Raw genomic sequence first — 19,547 nt, forward strand, 5'->3', positions numbered from 1 at the left:
TTTTTCTTTTTCTAATGCTTATTTATCAATGGATCCTAAAACACGTTTCATAAAGTTATTAACTGCCTCTTTTTTAGGCGTTCCTTCTTTAATCATTTTGTTAACTTCAATAGCACCATACATATTAGAGATTAGCTCTCCAATAACGTCTAACTCTTCATCTTTTAAAGATGGTACTTCGGTTAGTGCTTCAAGAGTTTCAATGGTTTCAACTAAGTAGTCTTCATCATTGTCTTCTATAAATTGTGTTAAATGCTTTATTACTGGTAATTTCATTGATATTGGTTTTTTTAAGTCGGATTGAAAATAGCCGAAGTATTTTACGCTTCGACTATGCTCAACCTGACATATTTGTTGTTATGCTACTTCGTCAACTAACTCTTTTAAAACGTCAAATTTGTTAGTCTGTGTTTGATTTACAAATTGTCCACCTTTAAAGGTTGCGAAAGTTGGTAAATTATCGACAGTAGCTAATTTTCTTGATTCCGGAAATTTTTCCGCGTCAGCGATAACAAACGTTATATTATCTAATTCGCTAGCTAATTTTTTAACCTTTGGTTTCATAATACGACAGTTACCACACCATGTAGCCGAATATTGTACTACTACAGTATCGTTGTTTGCTATGATTTCGCTTAAGTTATCTTGACTTAGTTCTTGTAACATAATAGTTTAGTTTACGTGGTTTGCTAAATAAGCTGCAGTACCTTTAGCGTTAGCTTGCATTGCATCTTTACCTTCTTCCCAGTTTGCAGGACAAACCTCTCCTTTTTCTTGTACGTGTGTTAAAGCATCTACTAAACGAATGTATTCTCCAACGTTTCTACCTAATGGCATGTTGTTGATGCTTTCGTGTTGTACGATACCGTCTTCATCAATAATGTAAGTTGCTCTGTAAGTTACGTTATCACCTTCAACTTGTACAGTACCAGTTTCTTCATCAAAAACTTCATTTTTAATATCTAAAATACCTAAAATGCTAGATAAGTTACGGTTACTATCTGCAAGGATTGGGTAAGTTACACCTTCAATACCACCATTATCTTTAGCTGTATTTAACCAAGCAAAGTGTACTTCTGGAGTATCACATGATGCACCAATTACAATTGTATTTCTTTTTTCAAATTCTGCTTTAGCAGCTTGAAATGCGTGTAATTCTGTTGGACAAACAAAAGTAAAATCTTTTGGGTACCAGAATAAAACTACTTTTTTCTTGTTGTTTTTTGCTTCTTCAAGAACGTTTAATTTGAAAGTGTCTCCCATTTCGTTCATTGCGTCTACGTTTAAATCTGGAAACTGTTTTCCTACTATTGCCATTTGTTTAAATTTTTATAATTAATTACTTTGTTTTTTCAGTTTGCAAAAGTACAGCATGATATTAAAAAAACAAGCCTAATAAAATTTTTAAATCTTATTAGGCTATAAATTTTAATTATAGTTAATGTAAAAAGGTATAATTTATAATGATTTATCTTTTAACATTCTTATTTTAATGTTAAGTGCAGCAAAAAATAAGGTTGTAAAAGGACTAAGCCAATTAAAAATGGCATACACAAAATACTCTCCAACACCAACACCTAATACACCAGATTGGTAGGCACCACAAGTATTCCATGGTATAAGTACAGAGGTTACAGTTCCAGAATCTTCCAAAGTACGACTTAAATTTTCTGGAGCAAGACCTTTATCTTCATAGGCTTTTTTAAACATTTTACCAGGTATTACTAACGCTAGATATTGGTCACTTGCAATTGCATTTAAACCTAAACAGCTAATAACAGTACTAGCAAATAATCCAAAAACTGAAGTTGCTAATTTTAAAAGGGCTTTTGTTAGTCTTGATAATGCACCAATAGCATCCATAATACCTCCAAAAACCATTGCACAACAAATTAATAAAATAGTCCAAAGCATACCTTGCATACCTCCAGCGCTAAATAAGTCGTTAAGTTTGTCGTTATCTGTTGTGATTTGTGTATCTGTTAAAATAGATTTTATGATGGCAGTAAAATTTGAGTCTGCTAATCCATTTAATACATTGGACTGAAATATAAAAGCGAAAATAGCTGCAAGTATAACTCCAGTAACTAAAGCGATTAATGGTTTAGTTTTAAATAATATTAATACAATTACAACTAATGGTACAATAAATAACATTGGAGTGATATTAAATGTACCTTCTATACTAGTTAATAAACCACTAATGTCAGCGCTTCCAGTGGTTTCTATAGTAGCACTCATAATACCAAAAGCAATTAATGTAATTATTACAGTTGGTACAGTTGTAAAGGTCATATATCTAATGTGAGTAAATAAATCTGTTCCAGCCATAGCAGGAGCAAGGTTGGTGGTGTCACTTAAAGGCGACATTTTATCTCCAAAATAGGCACCAGATATTACAGCACCAGCAATCATACCAGGACTAATACCTAATGCGCTTCCAATACCTATTAAGGCAATTCCAACGGTTGCAGAAGTTGTCCAAGAGCTTCCCGTTGCTATGGATATAATGGCACAAATAATAACAGAGGCTGGTAAAAATATAGCAGGACTTAGTACTTGCAATCCATAATAGACCATTGCAGGTATTACACCACTGACTAACCAAGTACCAGCTAAAGCACCAACTAAAAACAAAATCATGATTGGTACAAAAACACTTTGTAGGTTTTCCCAAATTTCTTTAATCATAGGTTTAACAGAAACTTTATTAAATAATCCTACAATTGCAGCTGCTGCACCACCTAAAAGTAAGATGATTTGGTTAGTGTAAGTTCCAAACCACTCTTGACTTTCTACAAAAAAAATGTTGTATGCCAACATTGCCATAAGTATCACGACAGGAATTAGAGCTTCAATAAAATTAAGTTCTTTATTTTCAACTATATTTTGATCGTTTGCTTTAAATTCTGAAATATTGTCGTCTTGCATGTTAGTTAGTTTTTTTAGTGTTGTAATGTTACGATTTTACAATAAGTTATGCAAATGGATTTATGTGCTGAAAATTAGTAAGTTAAAAGTATTAGCTTGCAAAAACTATTAAAGTACTAACTTTAGATTAATATTTATGTAAATTTTGAAAAGGTGATTTAGCAGTTAAATAAGGGTAGTTTGAAGTATAATTACAAACTTTATTAAAGGTTGTTTTTGTACCTTTTTAAATGAAAAAAAAAGCCTGAACATTAAATTTGTTCAGGCTTTTAATATGAAGATATTTTTATATTATGTAGTTTCTAATTGTAAAACGCCAACTTCAATCATGCAAGCTTTAATCATATTAAAGGTGCGCTCTATATCGTCATCCAATCCAATAGAAAATCTAATAAGACCTTCGCTTAATCCCATTTCAGCTTGTTCTTCTTGTGGTATTTCTGAAGATGTAGAGGTTCCTGGAGCACTAAATAAAGTTTTATAAAATCCTAAACTTACTGCTAAGTAACCTACATTTTTTTCTTGCATTAATTCCATTAAAGCATTGGCTTTGTCTAGGGATCCAGCATCTATAGTTAACATGCCTCCAAAACCATAAGCTTCATTCATCATAGATTTAAAAACGTCATGAGATGGGTGAGAAGCTAATCCTGGATATACAGTTTTAATGCCTAGACCTTCAAATTTTTCGGCTAAATAAGACGCATTTTTACTGTGTTGCTTCATTCTTATGTGCAACGTTCTCATGTTTTTTAATATTGAAGCCGATCGTAAACTATCCATAGAAGCACCAAGTAACATGCTTGCACCATCAATGACACTTTTAAGAGAATTTATAAACTCAGTGCTAGCACAAACAACGCCTCCCATTGTATCAGATGATCCATTTATAAATTTGGTTAAACTATGTATTACTATATCTGCACCTAATTGAGCAGGTGAAATAGATAGAGGAGAAAATGTATTATCTACGACTAAAGTTAAGTTGTGTTTTTTTGCTAAAGCTGCTAAACTTTTAATATCTGCAACTTCTAGTAATGGATTGCTTACAGACTCGCAATACAAAACTTTTGTGTTTTTAGTAATTGCAGCTTCAACAACATCTAATTTTGTAATATCTACAAACGACGTTTGGATGTTCATTCTTGGAGTAAAATTCTTTAAAAAGGCATAAGTACCACCATAAATCGTTCGGCTAGATACAATATGATCACCAGCACCACACAATTGTAAAAGGGTAGGTGTAATTGCTCCCATTCCTGATCCTGCAACATTGGCACTTTCTGTTCCTTCCATAGCAGCTAATGCTTCACCTAAATAAAGGTTTGAAGGTGTAGAGTGTCTAGAATATAAATAGCATCCATCTGTATTACCCTCAAAAGTATCAAACATGGTTTTTGCTTTCAAAAAAGTGTAGGTAGATGAGTCTGATATTGAAGGGTTTACTCCTCCAAATTCTCCAAAATATTGTAAGTCTTGTATGTTGTCTGCTGGTTTAAATGACATAAGTTTAGTTTTAGTAATGATTACATCAAATATCAATGATATTAGATTAATAATCAATATATATGGTTAAATTTAGATTTTAAAACTAAATAATGTTAATTATTCAGAAAATAAATTATATATATTTGATAAAAATTAATTTACACTGAAAATTTTTCCAATATGACCTTTGATGCAATAGACAAAAAGCTACTACAGTTACTGCAAAACGATAGTAAACAGACCAATAAAGAGTTGTCAAATAAATTAAACTTATCGGTAACTGCTGTTTTTGAGCGTATTAAAAAGCTAGAAAATAATGGCGTGATTAATAAATATGTTGCTTTAGTTAAAAAGGAAAAGGTCGAAAAAAGTTTTGTAGCCTTTTGTCACATCAAACTATCGCAACACATCCAAGAATATGTGGTACAGTTTGAAAAAGAAGTAACCAACCTGACAGAGGTTTTGGAATGCCATCATATTAGTGGAGATTATGATTACTTATTAAAAGTTATGGTTAAGGATATGGAAGCTTTTAGGGAGTTTATGGTAGAAAAACTGACTAACATAAACCATATAGGAAGTACACATAGTATGTTTGTAATCAGTGAAGTAAAAAGTACTACTGCCATACCAATTTAATTTTTTTTTATAAATTGTTAAAATTCTCGCTATAAATCTTTTTTTAAAATGAAGTATTCTCAAATCAAAGAATTATATAAAAATATTTTTAAATCTTATGAAAAACCCTCCTTAGAAACACACATTAAAAAAATGGTTGAATTGGATAATTATTTGCCCTACAGTTCTACCTTTTTTTGTGTGACTAACACTCAAGATTTAAAATTTGAATACATAAGTAAAAACCTAAGTTCTTGCTTAGGTATAAATCCTAACGATTTAAAAACACATGGGATGCGATACTTTTGGAGTCGAATACATCCAGAGGATATCGAGGTTTGGTTAAGTGCAATGAATCAGTTAATGGAGTTTACATTATCTGAGATTAAACCAACAGACAGGAGTAAGGCTAACTATACTTGGAACTACAGATTTAAAAACGGTAGTGATACTTACGTTAATATTGTACAAAATACAACACCATTATCTTTTGATTTAGACATGAAGCCAATAATTGGATTGGCGCATTACACGGTTTTAGACCCAAAAATAAAAATGCAAATTACAGCTTCAGCTAAATTACTAAATGCTAATAATGAGTATGAAACAATATATTTTAATAACTTTTCCCAGAAATTATTAAAAGAGTCTATTAGTAATAGAGAGCGTGACGTCATTAGATTATTAGTGTTAAATTTAACTAGTAAGGAGATTTCAGAAAAGTTAAACATTAGTTCGCATACCGTAGATACACACAGACGTAATATTCTAAAAAAATTAAAAATTTCTTCGACTGGCGAGTTAGTGGGTATGCTAAAATTTAATAAAAATCTAATTTAAAATTAAAATTACTCAATTTAAGTATTGTGTTAATTATCAGTATTGTGCAATTTTACATTGCTATTAATCTTAAGGGGAACCTTCATAACAAGTCTATAACTAGTCAAATAATAATTTGATTTTTATGGACTTTTATGTTTTTATGGCTTACTGTTAAGCGTATATTAAAATTAGGTGTTTCTACTTCATTATTACAGACACAAATCGTACTTTTGTTTAATATTATAACAATTATTAATTTCCGCGAAAGCGAAAAAACAAAATATATGAGTCAATACGACGTAGCAATTATCGGTTCAGGTCCTGGTGGATATGTAGCAGCAATACGTTGCGCACAATTAGGAATGAAAACTGCAATTATTGAAAAATATTCTACTTTAGGTGGTACATGTTTAAATGTTGGATGTATACCAAGTAAAGCATTACTAGCCTCTTCACATCACTATGAAGAAGCAACTAAGCACTTTGAAGAACACGGAATTGAAATTCCAGGAGATATTAAAGTGAATTTAGAAAAAATGATTGGTCGTAAGCAAGCAGTTGTGGATCAAACTACTGGTGGAATTGATTTTTTAATGAAGAAAAACAACATCGACGTTTTTACAGGTGTTGGTAGTTTTAAAGATGCTACTCATATTGTTATTGAAGGAGAAGAAACAACTACAATCGAAGCAAAAAATACCATTATTGCAACAGGTAGTAAGCCATCAAGTTTACCATTTATAACTTTGGATAAAGAGCGTATTATTACTTCTACTGAAGCCTTAAAACTAAAAGAAATTCCTAAGCACATGATTGTGATTGGTGGTGGAGTTATTGGTTTAGAGTTAGGTCAAGTTTACAGACGTTTAGGTGCAGAGGTTACTGTTATAGAGTATATGGACAGAATTATTCCTGGAATGGATGGTGCTTTGTCTAAAGAGTTGAATAAAGTCTTTAAAAAAGCTAAATTTAACATGATGTTATCTCATAAAGTACAGTCAGTAGAGCGTGTTGGAGATGAAGTAATTGTTAAAGCAGAAAATAAAAAAGGAGAAGTTGTTGAGTTTAAAGGAGACTATTGTTTAGTATCTGTTGGACGTAAACCTTATACAGACGGTTTAAATGCTGAAGCTGCAGGAGTTAAATTAACAGACAGAGGTCAAGTTGAAGTTAATGAGCACTTACAAACTAACGTATCTAACATTTACGCTATTGGAGATGTTGTAAAAGGTGCAATGTTAGCACATAAAGCTGAAGAAGAAGGTGTTTTTGTTGCTGAAACTTTAGCAGGTCAAAAACCACATATAGATTATAACTTAATTCCTGGTGTGGTTTACACATGGCCAGAAGTTGCTGCTGTTGGAAAAACGGAAGAAGAGTTAAAAGAATCTGGAGTAGATTATAAAGTAGGTCAATTTCCGTTTAGAGCATTAGGTCGTGCTAGAGCAGGAGGAGACTTAGATGGATTTGTAAAAATCCTTGCAGATAAAAAGACAGACGAAGTATTAGGTGTACACATGATTGGTGCACGTTGTGCAGATCTGATTGCAGAAGCAGTAGTTGCTATGGAATTTAGAGCATCTGCCGAAGATATTTCGCGTATGTCTCATGCACATCCAACATTTGCAGAAGCGGTAAAAGAAGCTGCTTTAGCTGCAACGGATGATAGAGCATTACATGTTTAAAAGTTAAATAAATATTCCGTTTTCGCGGAAATAAAAAAAAAGCGAGCCAATTTGGTTCGCTTTTTTTTTTTTGATAAAACTGTAACATATAATTATTTGCAATCTCTTTATAAAGTAATCAATCAAGTGATGCTTAACCAATAACAACTAATCATGAAAATTAGCACAACCAAAAGTCTTTTCTATCTACTAATATTAGTACTAATAAGTTCCTGTAAAATTAAAACCGTTATAAAAGTAGACAACGTAAAGCCTCAAGAGATTGTAAATAAAACGTTGTATAATACAATTTTAGAGCAAGATCGTATTTATTTTGAAGCTTATAATACTTGTGATTTAATCTTACAAAATAAAATGATTCCTGAAGATTTAGAATTTTATCATGATAAAGGAGGATTAATGACTTCTAAATCAGATTATATGGAAGGTTTAAAAAATAATATTTGCGGTAAAGTAACTAGGCAATTAGTAGCTGGTAGTGTTGAGGTGTTTCCAATTAATAATTTTGGAGCAGTGCAAATAGGTATGCATACATTTTATAATAATCAAGAGCCTAATGCCATATCCAAACCTAGTAAGTTTATTGTAATATGGAAAAAAGAAGCAAATATATGGCAAATGAGTCGTGTGGTGAGTTTACATTAATATTAGGAAACTTATATAAATAAAAAAAGCGAGCTATATAGCTCGCTTTTTATTATTTCTTATTACGTTTATTGTAATTTTTATCTCCTCTAGTTTTAGGTTTCTTGTATTTGGCAGCAATTTTAAATTTATAACTACCACCTAAATTTTCTTTACTGTTTTTAGCAGATTTTTCATGAAAAGCAGGACCAGGAGCATCAATATCCTTGCGTTTGGTTGGATTGTTACGTTCTTTAATTACAGTACGTTCTTCTTCAATCAATTCTGTAGAAATTTCAACTTCCTCTGGAATTTGTAATTCCGGAATTTCCATTTGCATTAGACTTTCAATTTTTTCAAGACTGTCTTGCTCTTTTTCGGTACTAAAAACTACTGCTTGTCCTTCACGTTCTGCACGACCTGTTCTACCAATTCTGTGCATATAGTTTTCTGGGTAATCAGGCGTGTCAAAGTTAAAAACGTGTGATACATTATCAATATCTAAACCACGTGCCATGACATCTGTAGCCACTAAAACACGATTTATACCTTCTCTAAATTGCTCAATACTACGTAGTCTGTAGTTTTGCGTTTTATTAGAGTGGATGACACATAACTCTTCTTTAAAAAACTCGTCTAAAGCTTCAAAAAGTCTATCTGCCATACGCTTATTTGACACAAATACTAAAACTTTATTATACGTTTCAGCGTCTTGTAATAAGTGTACTAATAAATTAAGTTTAGTGTAATAATTAGGAACACTATATTTTGTTTGTGCTATGTTTTCTAAAGGCGTACCTGATATAGCAATAGATACTTTTTGTGGTGCAGTAAAAAAGTCAGTAATTAAATCGTCAACATCCTCAGTCATTGTTGCAGAAAACATAATGTTTTGTCTGCGTTCCGGAAGGATATCAAAAATATTAATTAATTGGTGTCTAAACCCTAAATCTAGCATGACATCTACTTCGTCAATAACTAAACGCTCTAAAGATTTAAGTTGTAGTACGCGACTAACCGCTAAATCATATAAACGTCCAGGCGTTGCAACAATAATATCTTGACCTTGTGCAACTGCTTGTTTTTGTGTATTAATGTTGGTTCCTCCATACACACCAAGCACACGCGTATTAATGTATTTAGCTAGCTTTTCAATTTCGTCTACAACCTGTACCACTAATTCTCTAGTAGGTACTAAAATTAATATACGTGGATTATCTTGTTTAGAAAATTTAAGGTTTTTAAGTATTGGTAACATGTAAGCAAAGGTTTTACCTGTACCAGTTTGTGCTATACCAACCATGTCTTTTCCGCTAGCAACTACATTAAAAGCTTCTGCTTGAATTGGCGTAGGTTGTGTAAAACCTAAATCGTCAATAGCGTTATATAAAGGTGTGTTTAAATTTAAATCTCTAAAGTTCAAAACGTATTATTTTAGCCTACAAAACTACTACTTATATTTTGTTTACCCTAAATGCTGCTCATGTATTTGTATACTATAGGTTGCATTAAAGGTTTCATTTATAGGTAATTTGATAATCCCTTCTTTTTCGGTTAATTTTTGTGATGTGTTTTCAGCATCAGCAATACCTAACCAAGGTTCTATGCAAACGTAAGGTGCGTTTGGTTTTGCCCAAATCCCCAAATAATTAAAGTCATTATAGGTCACATTTAGTATTTCGCCATGAGTTTTACTAACTAAAGCAACTTTTCTAGATTTTAAATCCTTAAAAATAAGCGCATCTTCATTAAATAAATCTGGTTTTAATTGGATGCTGTTTTTAGTGTCAAATGCAGGTTTTGTTTGATTGGTTACTAAACCATTATCCATATTTAATAGATAGGTTTGTGCTGTTTCTTCGTGTTCAAAAACCAAACTATAATCCGTATAATTTTCATTTTTATAAACAGGACATTTAAAAGCAGGATGACCACCAATACTAAAATAGATTGCTTTATCATCTAAGTTTTTGACTGTATGTTTAATATCTAAAGTGTTGTTATTTAGAGTGTAAGTAATTAAAAGTTCAAATTTAAAAGGAAATAATTTTAGCAAATCATCATTGTATATCAAACTAAAAGTTAAGCTGTTTTTGGTTTGATTTACTAATTTTATATCGTGATTATGCCTTACAAAACCATGCTTTGGCATGTGGTAAGTTTGACCTTTAAAGATATATTGGTCATTTTTCATGCTACCTATGATAGGAAACAAATTGGGTGCATAGCTTCCCCAAATGTCAGGATCTGCATGCCACATAAATTGATTGTCGTTTTGTACCGAAGCAATTTCGCACAACTCTGCGCCTTTCGGTTTAACCGAAATTTTTAATACGTTATTTGTTAACTGAAACATCTGTTTTATATTTAATCTCATGACCAAAATACTCGTTTTTTTAACATTTCTGTTTAACTTTACGCAACATTTTACTACGTGAGAACAACTACTATACATAAACTAACTAAGCCTGAGGACTTCAAACAAAATTTATTGTCTTGGAGCCAACAATTTGATGATGTGGTTTGGCTGGATTCTAATAACTACCAACAGCAATATTCAAGTTATGATGCAGTATTAGCTGTAGACGCTTTTACAGGAATACAGACCGATTATCATAACGCTTTTGAACAATTTAAAGAGTATCAGTCGCTTACTAACGATTGGGTTTTTGGTTATTTATCATACGATTTAAAAAATGATGTAGAGCATTTAAAGTCTTCAAATTATGACGATTTAGCGTTTCCTGACTTATATTTTTTTCAACCTAAAAAAATCTTTTTAATTAAAGGTGACACCCTGGAAATGCAGTATTTAAAAATGGTTGATGATGAAGTGGAAACAGATTTAATTGCAATAAGTCAGTACAAGGACGAAGGACGTGACATTTTGCAAAATGAAAGTGACTCAATTAAAATTAAACTTAGAATCCAAAAAGACGCGTATTTTGATAAGATAAAAACCATGCTTAGTCACATACACAAAGGTGATATTTACGAAGCTAATTTTTGTCAAGAGTTTTATGCAGAGGACACAGTTATAAACCCATTAGAGATTTACAATAAACTTAATGCCATTTCAAAACCACCATTTGCAGCATTTTTAAAGTTAAATGATAAATACTTATTGTCTGCGTCACCAGAGCGTTACATTAAAAAAGAAGGCACTAAAATTATATCTCAGCCTATAAAAGGGACCGCTAAACGCGAGGACGATTTTATATTGGATTCTATTTTAAAAAATAATTTAGTATCAGATGAAAAAGAACGTAGCGAAAATGTGATGATTGTGGATTTGGTGCGTAATGATTTGTCACAAACCGCCACAAAAGGTAGTGTTAAGGTTGAAGAGTTATGTAAGATTTACACCTTTAATCAAGTGCATCAAATGATATCTACAGTAACCTCTCAAGTAGATAAAAACACACATCCAATAGATATTATTAAAAGTACGTTTCCTATGGGAAGTATGACTGGAGCTCCAAAAATTTCGGCAATGAAAATTATTGAAACTTTAGAAGAAACTAAACGCGGTTTATATTCTGGTGCAGTTGGCTATATTTCGCCAACAGGTGACTTTGACTTTAATGTTGTAATACGTAGTATTTTGTACAACGCATCTAATAAATATGTGTCTTACTCTGTTGGAGGAGCCATTACAGCAAAGTCAGACCCTTTAAACGAATATGAAGAATGTTTGATTAAAGCTAAAGCAATGAGAACTGTTTTAGAAGGGTGAATCTGATATTAGGGAAAAGGCATTAGGCAAAAAAAGGCAAATGTTTTAAGTATTACGGAAACATTAAAAAAGCGTAAATTTGGTAAATGAAGAATTACAGAGATTTGATAGTTTGGCAAAAATCAGTAGACATGGTAACTCATGTTTATCGTTTATTAAAGCTATTTCCTGAAGATGAAAAATATGGCTTGACTTCGCAAATAAAAAGAAGCGCTGTTTCTGTTTCATCTAATATAGCAGAAGGTTATGGTCGTAATTATACTAAGGAATATGTTCGGTTTTTAAATATTTCTAGAGGATCATTATACGAAATGCAGACACAGTTGTAAATTGCAATTAATCTAAATTTTTTAAAAAGCAACGATTTAAATGATGTTAATGACCTGTCTTTACAAATAGAAAAAATGCTTAACGCCTTAATCAAAAAGTTGGCAGTATAATTTATGCCTTTTTACTTATGCCTTATAACTTAATAGAACACTTCCAAAATCACATAAACAATACACTTCCTTTTCTTAAAAACAGTAAACTATTGCTTGCTATTTCAGGAGGTTTGGACAGTGTTATTTTAACGTATTTATGTAAACAATCAAGTTTAAATATTACTTTGGCACATTGTAATTTTAATTTAAGAGGAATAGAAAGCGATGGAGACCAAAAATTTGTTCTAGATTTAGCAGACAGTTTAGATTTAGAGATTTTTACCGAAAGTTTTAATACTATGGCTTACGCCGAAAGTAATAAAGAATCCATCCAAATGGCTGCAAGAACGTTGCGTTATGATTGGTTTCAGGAATTAGCAACACAGTTGGGTTTTGACTATATTTTAACTGCACATCATGCAGATGATAATTTAGAAACTTTTTTGATTAACCTGACTCGAGGAACAGGTTTAGAGGGTTTAAAAGGGATTCCGGAAGTAAATGATAATATTGTAAGACCATTGTTGCCATTCTCTAGAGAAATAATTGAAGAATTTGCGGTGTCCAATCAAATACTTTGGAGAGAAGATAGTAGTAATGCGTCTACAAAATACTTGCGTAATAAGTTAAGACATGATGTTATTCCGGTTTTAAAATCTTTAAATCGCAATGTTTTAACCAATTTTAAAAACACCTTAAATAATCTAAATGATACAGCAGATATCGTTGAAGAAAGTGTGCAAGCGGTTTTAAAACGCGCAATAATTGATATTGATAATACTCAAATAAGTTATAAAATATCAGAGTTTATTAAAGTTAATAATCCTAAAGCATATTTATATGAAATTTTTAAAGACTACGGATTTACACAATGGACAGATATTGTTAATTTGTTGACTGCACAAAGTGGAAAACAAGTATTTTCTGCAACACATCAACTACTTAAAAATAGAGATACTTTAATTTTAAGTGAATTAAAAACGGAGGATAGTCAGTATGATAATGAAACCTCAGTTATAATCAATAATTTTGAAGACGAGGTAGCTGTGTCATTAGGGATTTTATCATTTAAAACGGTAGAAATTCTTGAAAAATCTGACAGCACAACAGTATTTATTGATAAAGAAAAGTTAAAATTACCATTAACTGTTAGACATTGGAAAGAAGGAGACTATTTTTACCCTCTAGGCATGCAAGGTAAAAAGAAACTTAGCAAATATTTTAAAGATCAAAAGTTGTCTTTGTTAGACAAGAAAAAGGTGTTATTATTGTGTAGTCAAGATAAAATTGTTTGGGTTATTAATCATCGTGCAGATGATAGATTTAAAGTAACCAATCAAACCAAATCAATACTAAAAATTAAATTATCATAATGAAGCATATAACCGCTTTTATACTGTTTTTTATCACTGTATTTAATGTAAATGCACAAGTGTTAAAACCAGTAAAATGGAGTAACGAGATTCAGAAAATATCCGATCAAGACTATGTTTTAGTATATAAGGCAAACATTAAAGAGCATTGGCATTTATATTCTCAACATTTGGATGAAGGAGGAGCGTTGCCAACGGAGTTTGTTTACGATTCAGTAAATAAAACTAACAACTTTGAGCTTATTGGAAAAGCGTTTGAAAGCGAATCTATAACGCAATTTGATAAGGTGTTCCAAATGGATTTAACCTTTTTTGATGGCGAAGCAACTTTTGCTCAAAAAATCAAATTATTAAATCCAGAGCAAAAAACTATTAAAAGTGAAGTTGCTTACCAAGCTTGTGATGACTCTAAATGCATTTATGAGTTTGAAGAAATTGTTTTTAATCTAAACCAAGCAAAACCTTTAACAGAAACAGTTAACGCTTTAATATCTACTGAAAATATATTTAATCCAACATCTAAAATATTAGATCCAGTAAGTTGGAAAACTGGATTTAAAAAATTAAGTGATACACAATATCAATTAACATACACTGCTGTTTTAGATCCAAAATGGCATATTTATTCTCAGGATAACAAAGATCCAATGGGACCAATACCTACTGAGATTACGTTTAAAAATGAAACTAAAGATTTTAAATTAATAGGTGATTTAAAAGAATCTGAAACAGTTGAAAAGTTTGAAAATGCTTTTCAAATGAATGTAAAATATTTTGAAAAACAAGCAGTTTTTACTCAAATAATTGAAGTCTTAAATCCTAAGTTAAACACTATTCAAGCCGAAGCGTATTATCAAGCTTGTGATGACGAAAAATGTTTAGCTCCTGCTTTTGTTGATTTAGATATTAGTTTAGACGGTACAGCATTACAAGATACAAATACAACTTTGGATACTACAAATGTAGATAATGGTTCTAAAGGACTATGGAGTATCTTTTTTATAGCATTCTTATCAGGATTTGCAGCGTTGTTAACACCTTGCGTGTTTCCTATGATACCTATGACAGTTAGTTTTTTTACAAAGCAAAGTAAAAGTAAAGCTTCAGGTATTAAAAATGCAATAATCTATGGATTATGTATAATAGCTATCTATTTACTTTTAGGTACAGCAGTTACAGCTATTTTTGGTGCAGATGCATTAAATGCATTAGCGACTAATGTTTGGTTTAATCTTATCTTTTTTGGATTGTTAGTTGTATTTGCTTTTTCGTTTTTAGGTGCATTTGAGATTATGCTACCAAATTCTTGGGCAAATAAAGTTGACTCGCAAGCTAATAGAGGTGGTTTTATTGGTATCTTTTTTATGGCATTAGCTTTAGCAATCGTTTCATTTTCATGTACAGGACCAATTGTAGGTACATTATTGGTAGAAGCTGCTTCTAAAGGAGGTATTGCACCAATCATAGGTATGCTTGGCTTTTCTTCCGCAATAGCGTTACCATTTGCATTATTTGCAGCGTTTCCAGGATGGTTAAACTCGTTACCAAAATCAGGAGGTTGGTTAAATACAGTCAAAGTTGTTTTAGGGTTTTTAGAGTTAGCTTTAGCGTTTAAATTTTTATCTCAAGCAGACTTAGTATTACAATTGCATTTATTAGAACGTGAAGTTTTTATAGCTATTTGGATAGCTATTTTTGGGACGTTGGCATTATATCTTTTCGGTAAAATACAATTACCACATGATTCGCCTTTACCACACATTTCAGTAGGTAGATTAAGTCTTGGATTGATTGTATTATCGTTTACTATTTATATGATTCCTGGACTTTGGGGAGCACCTCTAAATCTAATTAGTGCTTTTCCTCCACCATTAGATTATAGCGAGTCGCCTTACGGAGTAGGTAACTCAAAAGGAGGAAGTGCAAGTACTTCTCATGAGGATTTACCAGAAGGAGCACATTTATTAGCACCACATGATATATTAGCCTTTAACGATTATGATTTAGGTTTAGCTTATGCTAAAAAAGTGAATAAACCAGTGATGTTAGATTTTACAGGTTGGGCTTGTGTTAATTGTCGAAAAATGGAACAAAACGTTTGGCCAAAAGGTAACATTTTAAATGTTTTAAAAAATGATGTGGTTTTAATCTCGTTATATGTAGATGATAAAAGAGAATTAGAAGCAGACGAAATTGTAGATTCTAAATTAAGACCAGGTAAAAAACTTAAATATATTGGTCAAAAGTGGAGCGAATTTCAAACCATTAAATACAAATCTAATACACAACCCTATTATGTATTGATGGATCACAACGAGCAGAATTTAAATACTCCTGTAGCTTACACACCAGATTCCGATACCTATTATAATTGGTTAAAAGAAGGAATTAATAATTTTTAATTGAATAAAAATATCCTGCAATCGCAGGATTTTTTTTACTGTTATATAGTACAACATGAAAACAATCCAAGGACAAATAGTAGACATACAAAACCAACGCATTTTTAGTGGCGAAATCACTATTAACTCAGGTAAAATACAATCTATTACTGAAAAAGAACACGATGTAAAACATTACATATTACCAGGTTTTGTAGACGCACACATCCATATTGAAAGCTCGATGTTAGTCCCATCAGAGTTTGCTAAAATAGCAGTTAAACATGGGACTATTGCTACGGTTAGTGATCCGCATGAAATAGCAAATGTTTTAGGCGTAAAAGGAGTGGAGTTTATGATTGAAAACGGTAAGAAAACACCGTTTAAATTCAATTTTGGAGCACCAAGTTGTGTGCCAGCAACTACTTTTGAATCGGCTGGAGCAGTTATAGATTCTGATGACATTAAAACGCTTATGGCTAACCCAGATATTAAGTATCTAGCCGAAATGATGAATTATCCTGGTGTGTTGTTTGATGATGAAGAAGTACTTAAAAAAATAGCGTGGGCAAAACACTATAACAAACCCGTAGATGGTCACGCACCTGGTTTAAGAGGTGATGATGTTACTAAATATATTAAAGCAGGAATTAGTACAGATCACGAATGTTTTACTTATGATGAAGCATTAGAAAAGCTTCAAAAGGGAATGAAAATCTTGATTAGAGAAGGTAGTGCTGCCAAAAACTTTGAAGCTTTAATAGATTTATTACCTGAGCATTATCAAAACATGATGTTTTGTAGTGATGACAAGCATCCAGATGATTTATTATTAAATCATATAAACGCCCTTTGCGCTAGAGCAGTAGCAAAAGATATTGATGTGTTTAAAGTGTTGCAAGCAGCTTGTGTCAATCCTGTAAAACATTACAATTTAGATGTTGGATTATTACAAAAAGATGATGTCGCAGATTTTATTATTGTTGAAGATTTAAAAGATTTTAAAACATTACAAACGTATATAAATGGTGAGTTAGTGTTTGATAACGGAACGTCTTTAGTAAAACACGTAGATTTTGAAAATCTTAATAATTTTGATACTGAAATTAAAACGATTGAAGATTTTAAAGTCGAAAGTACAGCCAAACAAATACGTGTTATTGAAGCTTTAGAAGGTCAATTGGTTACTAACCAGTTAACTGAAGAGGCAACCATCCTAAACGGAAACTTGGTATCTAATACAGAAACGGATGTTTTAAAAATGACAGTAGTTAACCGTTATAAAAATGATGAGCCAGCGTTAGCATTTATTAAAAAATTTGGTTTAAAAGAAGGTGCAATTGCAAGTTCTGTTGGACATGATTCTCATAATATTATTGCAGTTGGTGTAAGTGATGAAGCTATTTGTAAAGCAGTAAATTTAATAATTGAAAACAAAGGTGGTATTTGTGCAGTTTCAAATACAGATCAAAAAATAGTATCGCTTCCTGTTGCCGGAATTATGAGTGATAAAAATGCCGAAACTATTGGTCACGCTTACGCGGAATTAGACGCGTTTGCAAAACAATTGGGTACAACATTAAATGCACCTTACATGACCTTGTCGTTTATGGCATTATTAGTAATTCCTTCACTAAAATTAAGTGATAAAGGCTTGTTTGATGGCGGAAAATTTGAGTTTACTAGTTTAGAAGTTTAGAAGTTTAAAATATGCCAATCCTAAAATCCACATACAAACCCAAATTCATGTTCAGAAATGGGCATATTTCAACGATCTATTCAGGTGTATTACGTAAAGTAGAAGGTGTGACTCAGAGCCGAGAACGTATTACTTTACCAGATACTGATTTTATAGATTTAGATTGGAGTTATGCTGGTAATAATACTAAACAACTATTAGTGGTTTTACACGGTTTAGAAGGAAATGCACAACGCCATTATATGTTAGGATCTGCTAAAATAGCTAACCAAAATAATATGGATGCGGTTTGTGTTAATTTTAGAGGGTGTAGTGGAGAGGTAAACAAAACGTTTCAATCTTACCATTCAGGAAAGACGGACGACTTAGCTTCAGTTATAAAACACATTACGACTCAGTTTGATTATGACACCATCTACCTAAATGGATTTAGCTTGGGTGGTAATGTTATTTTAAAGTATTTAGGTGAAACATCAGATTTGCCAAAACAAATTAAAGCAGCAGTAACTGTATCTGTTCCTGTGTATTTAAAAGGGTCTTTAGAGCAACTAATGTCGTCTAAAAACTATGTGTACTCCAAGAAGTTTCTACGAAATTTGAGAAGTAAACTAGTAGGGAAACAACAGTTGTTTCCTCAAAAAATAAACAATCAAGATTTGAGTGCTGTCAAAACTCTAAAAGATTTTGATGATGTGTATACCTCTAAAGCGCATGGTTTTAAAGATGCTTATGATTATTATGAGCAATCTAGTAGTCTGCAGTATTTAAAACACATTTCAATTCCTACTTTACTGATAAATGCACAAAACGATTCTTTTTTATCAAAAGAATGTTACCCGATTCAGGAAGCAGAACAAAATGCTAATTTTTATTTAGAAATGCCTAAATACGGTGGACATGTTGGTTTTTATGATGAACAAAACACTTATTATTCGGAAAAACGAATGCTTCAGTTTATAAATAATTTATAGTTGGTAACTATTTGTTTTTTAATTAGGTAAGTATTAATTAAAACTTATAAATTTACAAGACAAAAAAATGTTAAATTAAAGAGTATTTTATATTTTTATAACGATGGGAAAACAAAATAACAATAAAGAGAAAACAGGAAGTAATAAATCCAATCAGTCAAACAAGAATTCTAAAAACCAAGGCAACAAGGTTAATCTTGGTAAAACGACTAGAGAAGGTGCGGGCAATACTAAAGGTTTAAAAACAGGAAATAGGCCTAAAAAATAGATAGTAAAAACCCAGTTAAAAATGATATTCCTATTATCATAGTTATAATTGAAATAAAATTAAAAATATCAGTGAATTGATTACATGTTTTTACAAATGAATCATTAGTTTTTTGTCTTGTATTAATTTTTTCTTTATCAATCTCTTTCAAAGATTCATTAGACAGTATTTCTAATTCATTGAAAATATATATTTCTTCGTAATGATTTGCATAATAACCACTTAATTGAGAAAAGAAATTTACAATTATTGAACTTAGTAATAATATCCCTGCAATACTCAGTAAGTATGAGTTTTCAACTAGTATTTTACCTGTTTTAAATTCTTTAATGGTTCCAAAAATCACATATAGTCCACCACTACTAATAGAAATCACTAGTAAATCCATTCTTTTTAAAGAGTAATCTGATTTTTCTTTTGTGCTATTTAGATACTCCTTCCATTCATCATATTTAGTTTGATTTTTTGATTTCATTTTAGTAGCTTTTTTAAATAGTTTATAAATATATAACAAATAGTATTTACTGAT

Annotated in this window: 19 protein-coding genes; 11 read left to right on the plus strand and 8 right to left on the minus strand. The window is 31.4% G+C overall.

The features are described 5' to 3' along the window. Nucleotides 1-18: 18 nt before the first annotated feature. From M890_RS0102145 to M890_RS0102165, 5 genes are all read right to left on the minus strand, one after another. On the minus strand, nt 19-276 hold the full coding sequence (locus M890_RS0102145; protein WP_028281943.1) for a DUF6952 family protein: 258 nt from the start codon (nt 274-276) through the stop codon (nt 19-21). Nucleotides 277-357: 81 nt separating this feature from the next. Next, entirely contained in the window at nt 358-666 is a 309-nt protein-coding gene (locus tag M890_RS0102150; protein WP_028281944.1) for a thioredoxin family protein, read from the minus strand. Nucleotides 667-672: 6 nt separating this feature from the next. Next, nucleotides 673-1,317, minus strand: a complete 645-nt coding sequence (locus tag M890_RS0102155; RefSeq protein WP_028281945.1) for a peroxiredoxin — start codon at nt 1,315-1,317, stop codon at nt 673-675. Nucleotides 1,318-1,458: 141 nt separating this feature from the next. Further along, nucleotides 1,459-2,931 carry a Na+/H+ antiporter NhaC gene (gene nhaC, locus M890_RS0102160; protein ID WP_028281946.1) on the minus strand — a complete coding sequence of 491 codons (1,473 nt, stop codon included), beginning with the start codon at nt 2,929-2,931 and terminating at the stop codon, nt 1,459-1,461. A 291-nt stretch (nt 2,932-3,222) separates the two neighbouring features. Next, entirely contained in the window at nt 3,223-4,437 is a 1,215-nt protein-coding gene (locus M890_RS0102165) for an aminotransferase class I/II-fold pyridoxal phosphate-dependent enzyme (RefSeq protein ID WP_028281947.1), read from the minus strand. Nucleotides 4,438-4,599: 162 nt separating this feature from the next. Between M890_RS0102165 and M890_RS0102170 the strand changes: the two genes are divergently transcribed. The 4 genes from M890_RS0102170 (at nt 4,600) to M890_RS0102185 (ending at nt 8,189) form a co-directional block, all read left to right on the plus strand. Then, nucleotides 4,600-5,058 carry an Lrp/AsnC family transcriptional regulator gene (locus M890_RS0102170; RefSeq protein WP_028281948.1) on the plus strand — a complete coding sequence of 153 codons (459 nt, stop codon included), beginning with the start codon at nt 4,600-4,602 and terminating at the stop codon, nt 5,056-5,058. A 48-nt stretch (nt 5,059-5,106) separates the two neighbouring features. Next, on the plus strand, nt 5,107-5,877 hold the full coding sequence (locus tag M890_RS0102175; RefSeq protein ID WP_028281949.1) for a response regulator transcription factor: 771 nt from the start codon (nt 5,107-5,109) through the stop codon (nt 5,875-5,877). A 266-nt stretch (nt 5,878-6,143) separates the two neighbouring features. Further along, nucleotides 6,144-7,544: a dihydrolipoyl dehydrogenase gene (lpdA, locus tag M890_RS0102180; protein ID WP_028281950.1), complete on the plus strand. Its 1,401-nt coding sequence runs from the start codon at nt 6,144-6,146 to the stop codon at nt 7,542-7,544. A 153-nt stretch (nt 7,545-7,697) separates the two neighbouring features. Next, nucleotides 7,698-8,189 carry a nuclear transport factor 2 family protein gene (locus tag M890_RS0102185; protein ID WP_028281951.1) on the plus strand — a complete coding sequence of 164 codons (492 nt, stop codon included), beginning with the start codon at nt 7,698-7,700 and terminating at the stop codon, nt 8,187-8,189. A gap of 52 nt (nt 8,190-8,241) precedes the next feature. On the opposite strand, the gene M890_RS0102190 is transcribed toward M890_RS0102185, so the two are convergent. Further along, nucleotides 8,242-9,591, minus strand: coding sequence for a DEAD/DEAH box helicase (locus M890_RS0102190; protein WP_028281952.1), 1,350 nt, complete (start codon nt 9,589-9,591; stop codon nt 8,242-8,244). 42 nt (nt 9,592-9,633) lie between these two features. Further along, on the minus strand, nt 9,634-10,545 hold the full coding sequence (locus tag M890_RS0102195; RefSeq protein ID WP_232219116.1) for an aldose 1-epimerase family protein: 912 nt from the start codon (nt 10,543-10,545) through the stop codon (nt 9,634-9,636). 57 nt (nt 10,546-10,602) lie between these two features. Between M890_RS0102195 and pabB the strand changes: the two genes are divergently transcribed. The 7 genes from pabB to M890_RS16680 all read left to right on the plus strand — a co-directional run bounded on the left by pabB (nt 10,603) and on the right by M890_RS16680 (nt 19,018). Next, entirely contained in the window at nt 10,603-11,904 is a 1,302-nt protein-coding gene (pabB, locus tag M890_RS0102200) for an aminodeoxychorismate synthase component I (protein ID WP_028281954.1), read from the plus strand. An 86-nt stretch (nt 11,905-11,990) separates the two neighbouring features. Continuing rightward, nucleotides 11,991-12,233, plus strand: coding sequence for a four helix bundle protein (locus M890_RS15665; RefSeq protein ID WP_232219117.1), 243 nt, complete (start codon nt 11,991-11,993; stop codon nt 12,231-12,233). Between the two features lie 128 nt (nt 12,234-12,361). Continuing rightward, nucleotides 12,362-13,699, plus strand: coding sequence for a tRNA lysidine(34) synthetase TilS (tilS, locus tag M890_RS0102210; RefSeq protein WP_028281955.1), 1,338 nt, complete (start codon nt 12,362-12,364; stop codon nt 13,697-13,699). Further along, nucleotides 13,699-16,101, plus strand: a complete 2,403-nt coding sequence (locus tag M890_RS0102215; RefSeq protein ID WP_084553536.1) for a protein-disulfide reductase DsbD family protein — start codon at nt 13,699-13,701, stop codon at nt 16,099-16,101. The genes tilS and M890_RS0102215 overlap by 1 nt, the downstream gene beginning before the upstream one ends. Nucleotides 16,102-16,156: 55 nt before the next feature. After that, a complete protein-coding gene (gene ade, locus M890_RS0102220; protein ID WP_028281957.1) occupies nt 16,157-17,779 on the plus strand; it encodes an adenine deaminase in 1,623 nt (540 codons plus the stop codon). Between the two features lie 11 nt (nt 17,780-17,790). Continuing rightward, nucleotides 17,791-18,750 (plus strand): YheT family hydrolase, encoded by a 960-nt coding sequence (locus tag M890_RS0102225; RefSeq protein ID WP_028281958.1) that lies wholly within the window; start codon nt 17,791-17,793, stop codon nt 18,748-18,750. A gap of 103 nt (nt 18,751-18,853) precedes the next feature. Next, nucleotides 18,854-19,018 carry a hypothetical protein gene (locus M890_RS16680; RefSeq protein ID WP_157243246.1) on the plus strand — a complete coding sequence of 55 codons (165 nt, stop codon included), beginning with the start codon at nt 18,854-18,856 and terminating at the stop codon, nt 19,016-19,018. Here M890_RS16680 and M890_RS0102235 read toward each other — a convergent pair. Continuing rightward, a complete protein-coding gene (locus M890_RS0102235) occupies nt 19,008-19,493 on the minus strand; it encodes a hypothetical protein (RefSeq protein WP_028281959.1) in 486 nt (161 codons plus the stop codon). The two genes, M890_RS16680 and M890_RS0102235, sit on opposite strands and share 11 nt — an antisense overlap. Nucleotides 19,494-19,547: the final 54 nt, after the last annotated feature.

The sequence above is a fragment of the Olleya marilimosa CAM030 genome (assembly GCF_000518485.1).
GTDB lineage: Bacteria > Bacteroidota > Bacteroidia > Flavobacteriales > Flavobacteriaceae > Olleya > Olleya marilimosa.

Bases quoted from the DNA above. Each gene is read 5' to 3' on its own strand.
- M890_RS0102195 (WP_232219116.1), bottom strand. From the start codon at position 10,545: ATGAGATTAAATATAAAACAGATGTTTCAGTTAACAAATAACGTATTA.
- M890_RS0102175 (WP_028281949.1), top strand. From the start codon at position 5,107: ATGAAGTATTCTCAAATCAAAGAATTATATAAAAATATTTTTAAATCT.
- ade (WP_028281957.1), top strand. From the start codon at position 16,157: ATGAAAACAATCCAAGGACAAATAGTAGACATACAAAACCAACGCATT.
- M890_RS0102225 (WP_028281958.1), top strand. From the start codon at position 17,791: ATGCCAATCCTAAAATCCACATACAAACCCAAATTCATGTTCAGAAAT.
- lpdA (WP_028281950.1), top strand. From the start codon at position 6,144: ATGAGTCAATACGACGTAGCAATTATCGGTTCAGGTCCTGGTGGATAT.
- M890_RS0102155 (WP_028281945.1), bottom strand. From the start codon at position 1,317: ATGGCAATAGTAGGAAAACAGTTTCCAGATTTAAACGTAGACGCAATG.
- M890_RS0102145 (WP_028281943.1), bottom strand. From the start codon at position 276: ATGAAATTACCAGTAATAAAGCATTTAACACAATTTATAGAAGACAAT.
- M890_RS16680 (WP_157243246.1), top strand. From the start codon at position 18,854: ATGGGAAAACAAAATAACAATAAAGAGAAAACAGGAAGTAATAAATCC.
- M890_RS0102150 (WP_028281944.1), bottom strand. From the start codon at position 666: ATGTTACAAGAACTAAGTCAAGATAACTTAAGCGAAATCATAGCAAAC.
- nhaC (WP_028281946.1), bottom strand. From the start codon at position 2,931: ATGCAAGACGACAATATTTCAGAATTTAAAGCAAACGATCAAAATATA.
- M890_RS0102185 (WP_028281951.1), top strand. From the start codon at position 7,698: ATGAAAATTAGCACAACCAAAAGTCTTTTCTATCTACTAATATTAGTA.
- M890_RS0102235 (WP_028281959.1), bottom strand. From the start codon at position 19,493: ATGAAATCAAAAAATCAAACTAAATATGATGAATGGAAGGAGTATCTA.
- M890_RS0102215 (WP_084553536.1), top strand. From the start codon at position 13,699: ATGAAGCATATAACCGCTTTTATACTGTTTTTTATCACTGTATTTAAT.
- M890_RS0102170 (WP_028281948.1), top strand. From the start codon at position 4,600: ATGACCTTTGATGCAATAGACAAAAAGCTACTACAGTTACTGCAAAAC.
- tilS (WP_028281955.1), top strand. From the start codon at position 12,362: ATGCCTTATAACTTAATAGAACACTTCCAAAATCACATAAACAATACA.
- M890_RS15665 (WP_232219117.1), top strand. From the start codon at position 11,991: ATGAAGAATTACAGAGATTTGATAGTTTGGCAAAAATCAGTAGACATG.
- M890_RS0102165 (WP_028281947.1), bottom strand. From the start codon at position 4,437: ATGTCATTTAAACCAGCAGACAACATACAAGACTTACAATATTTTGGA.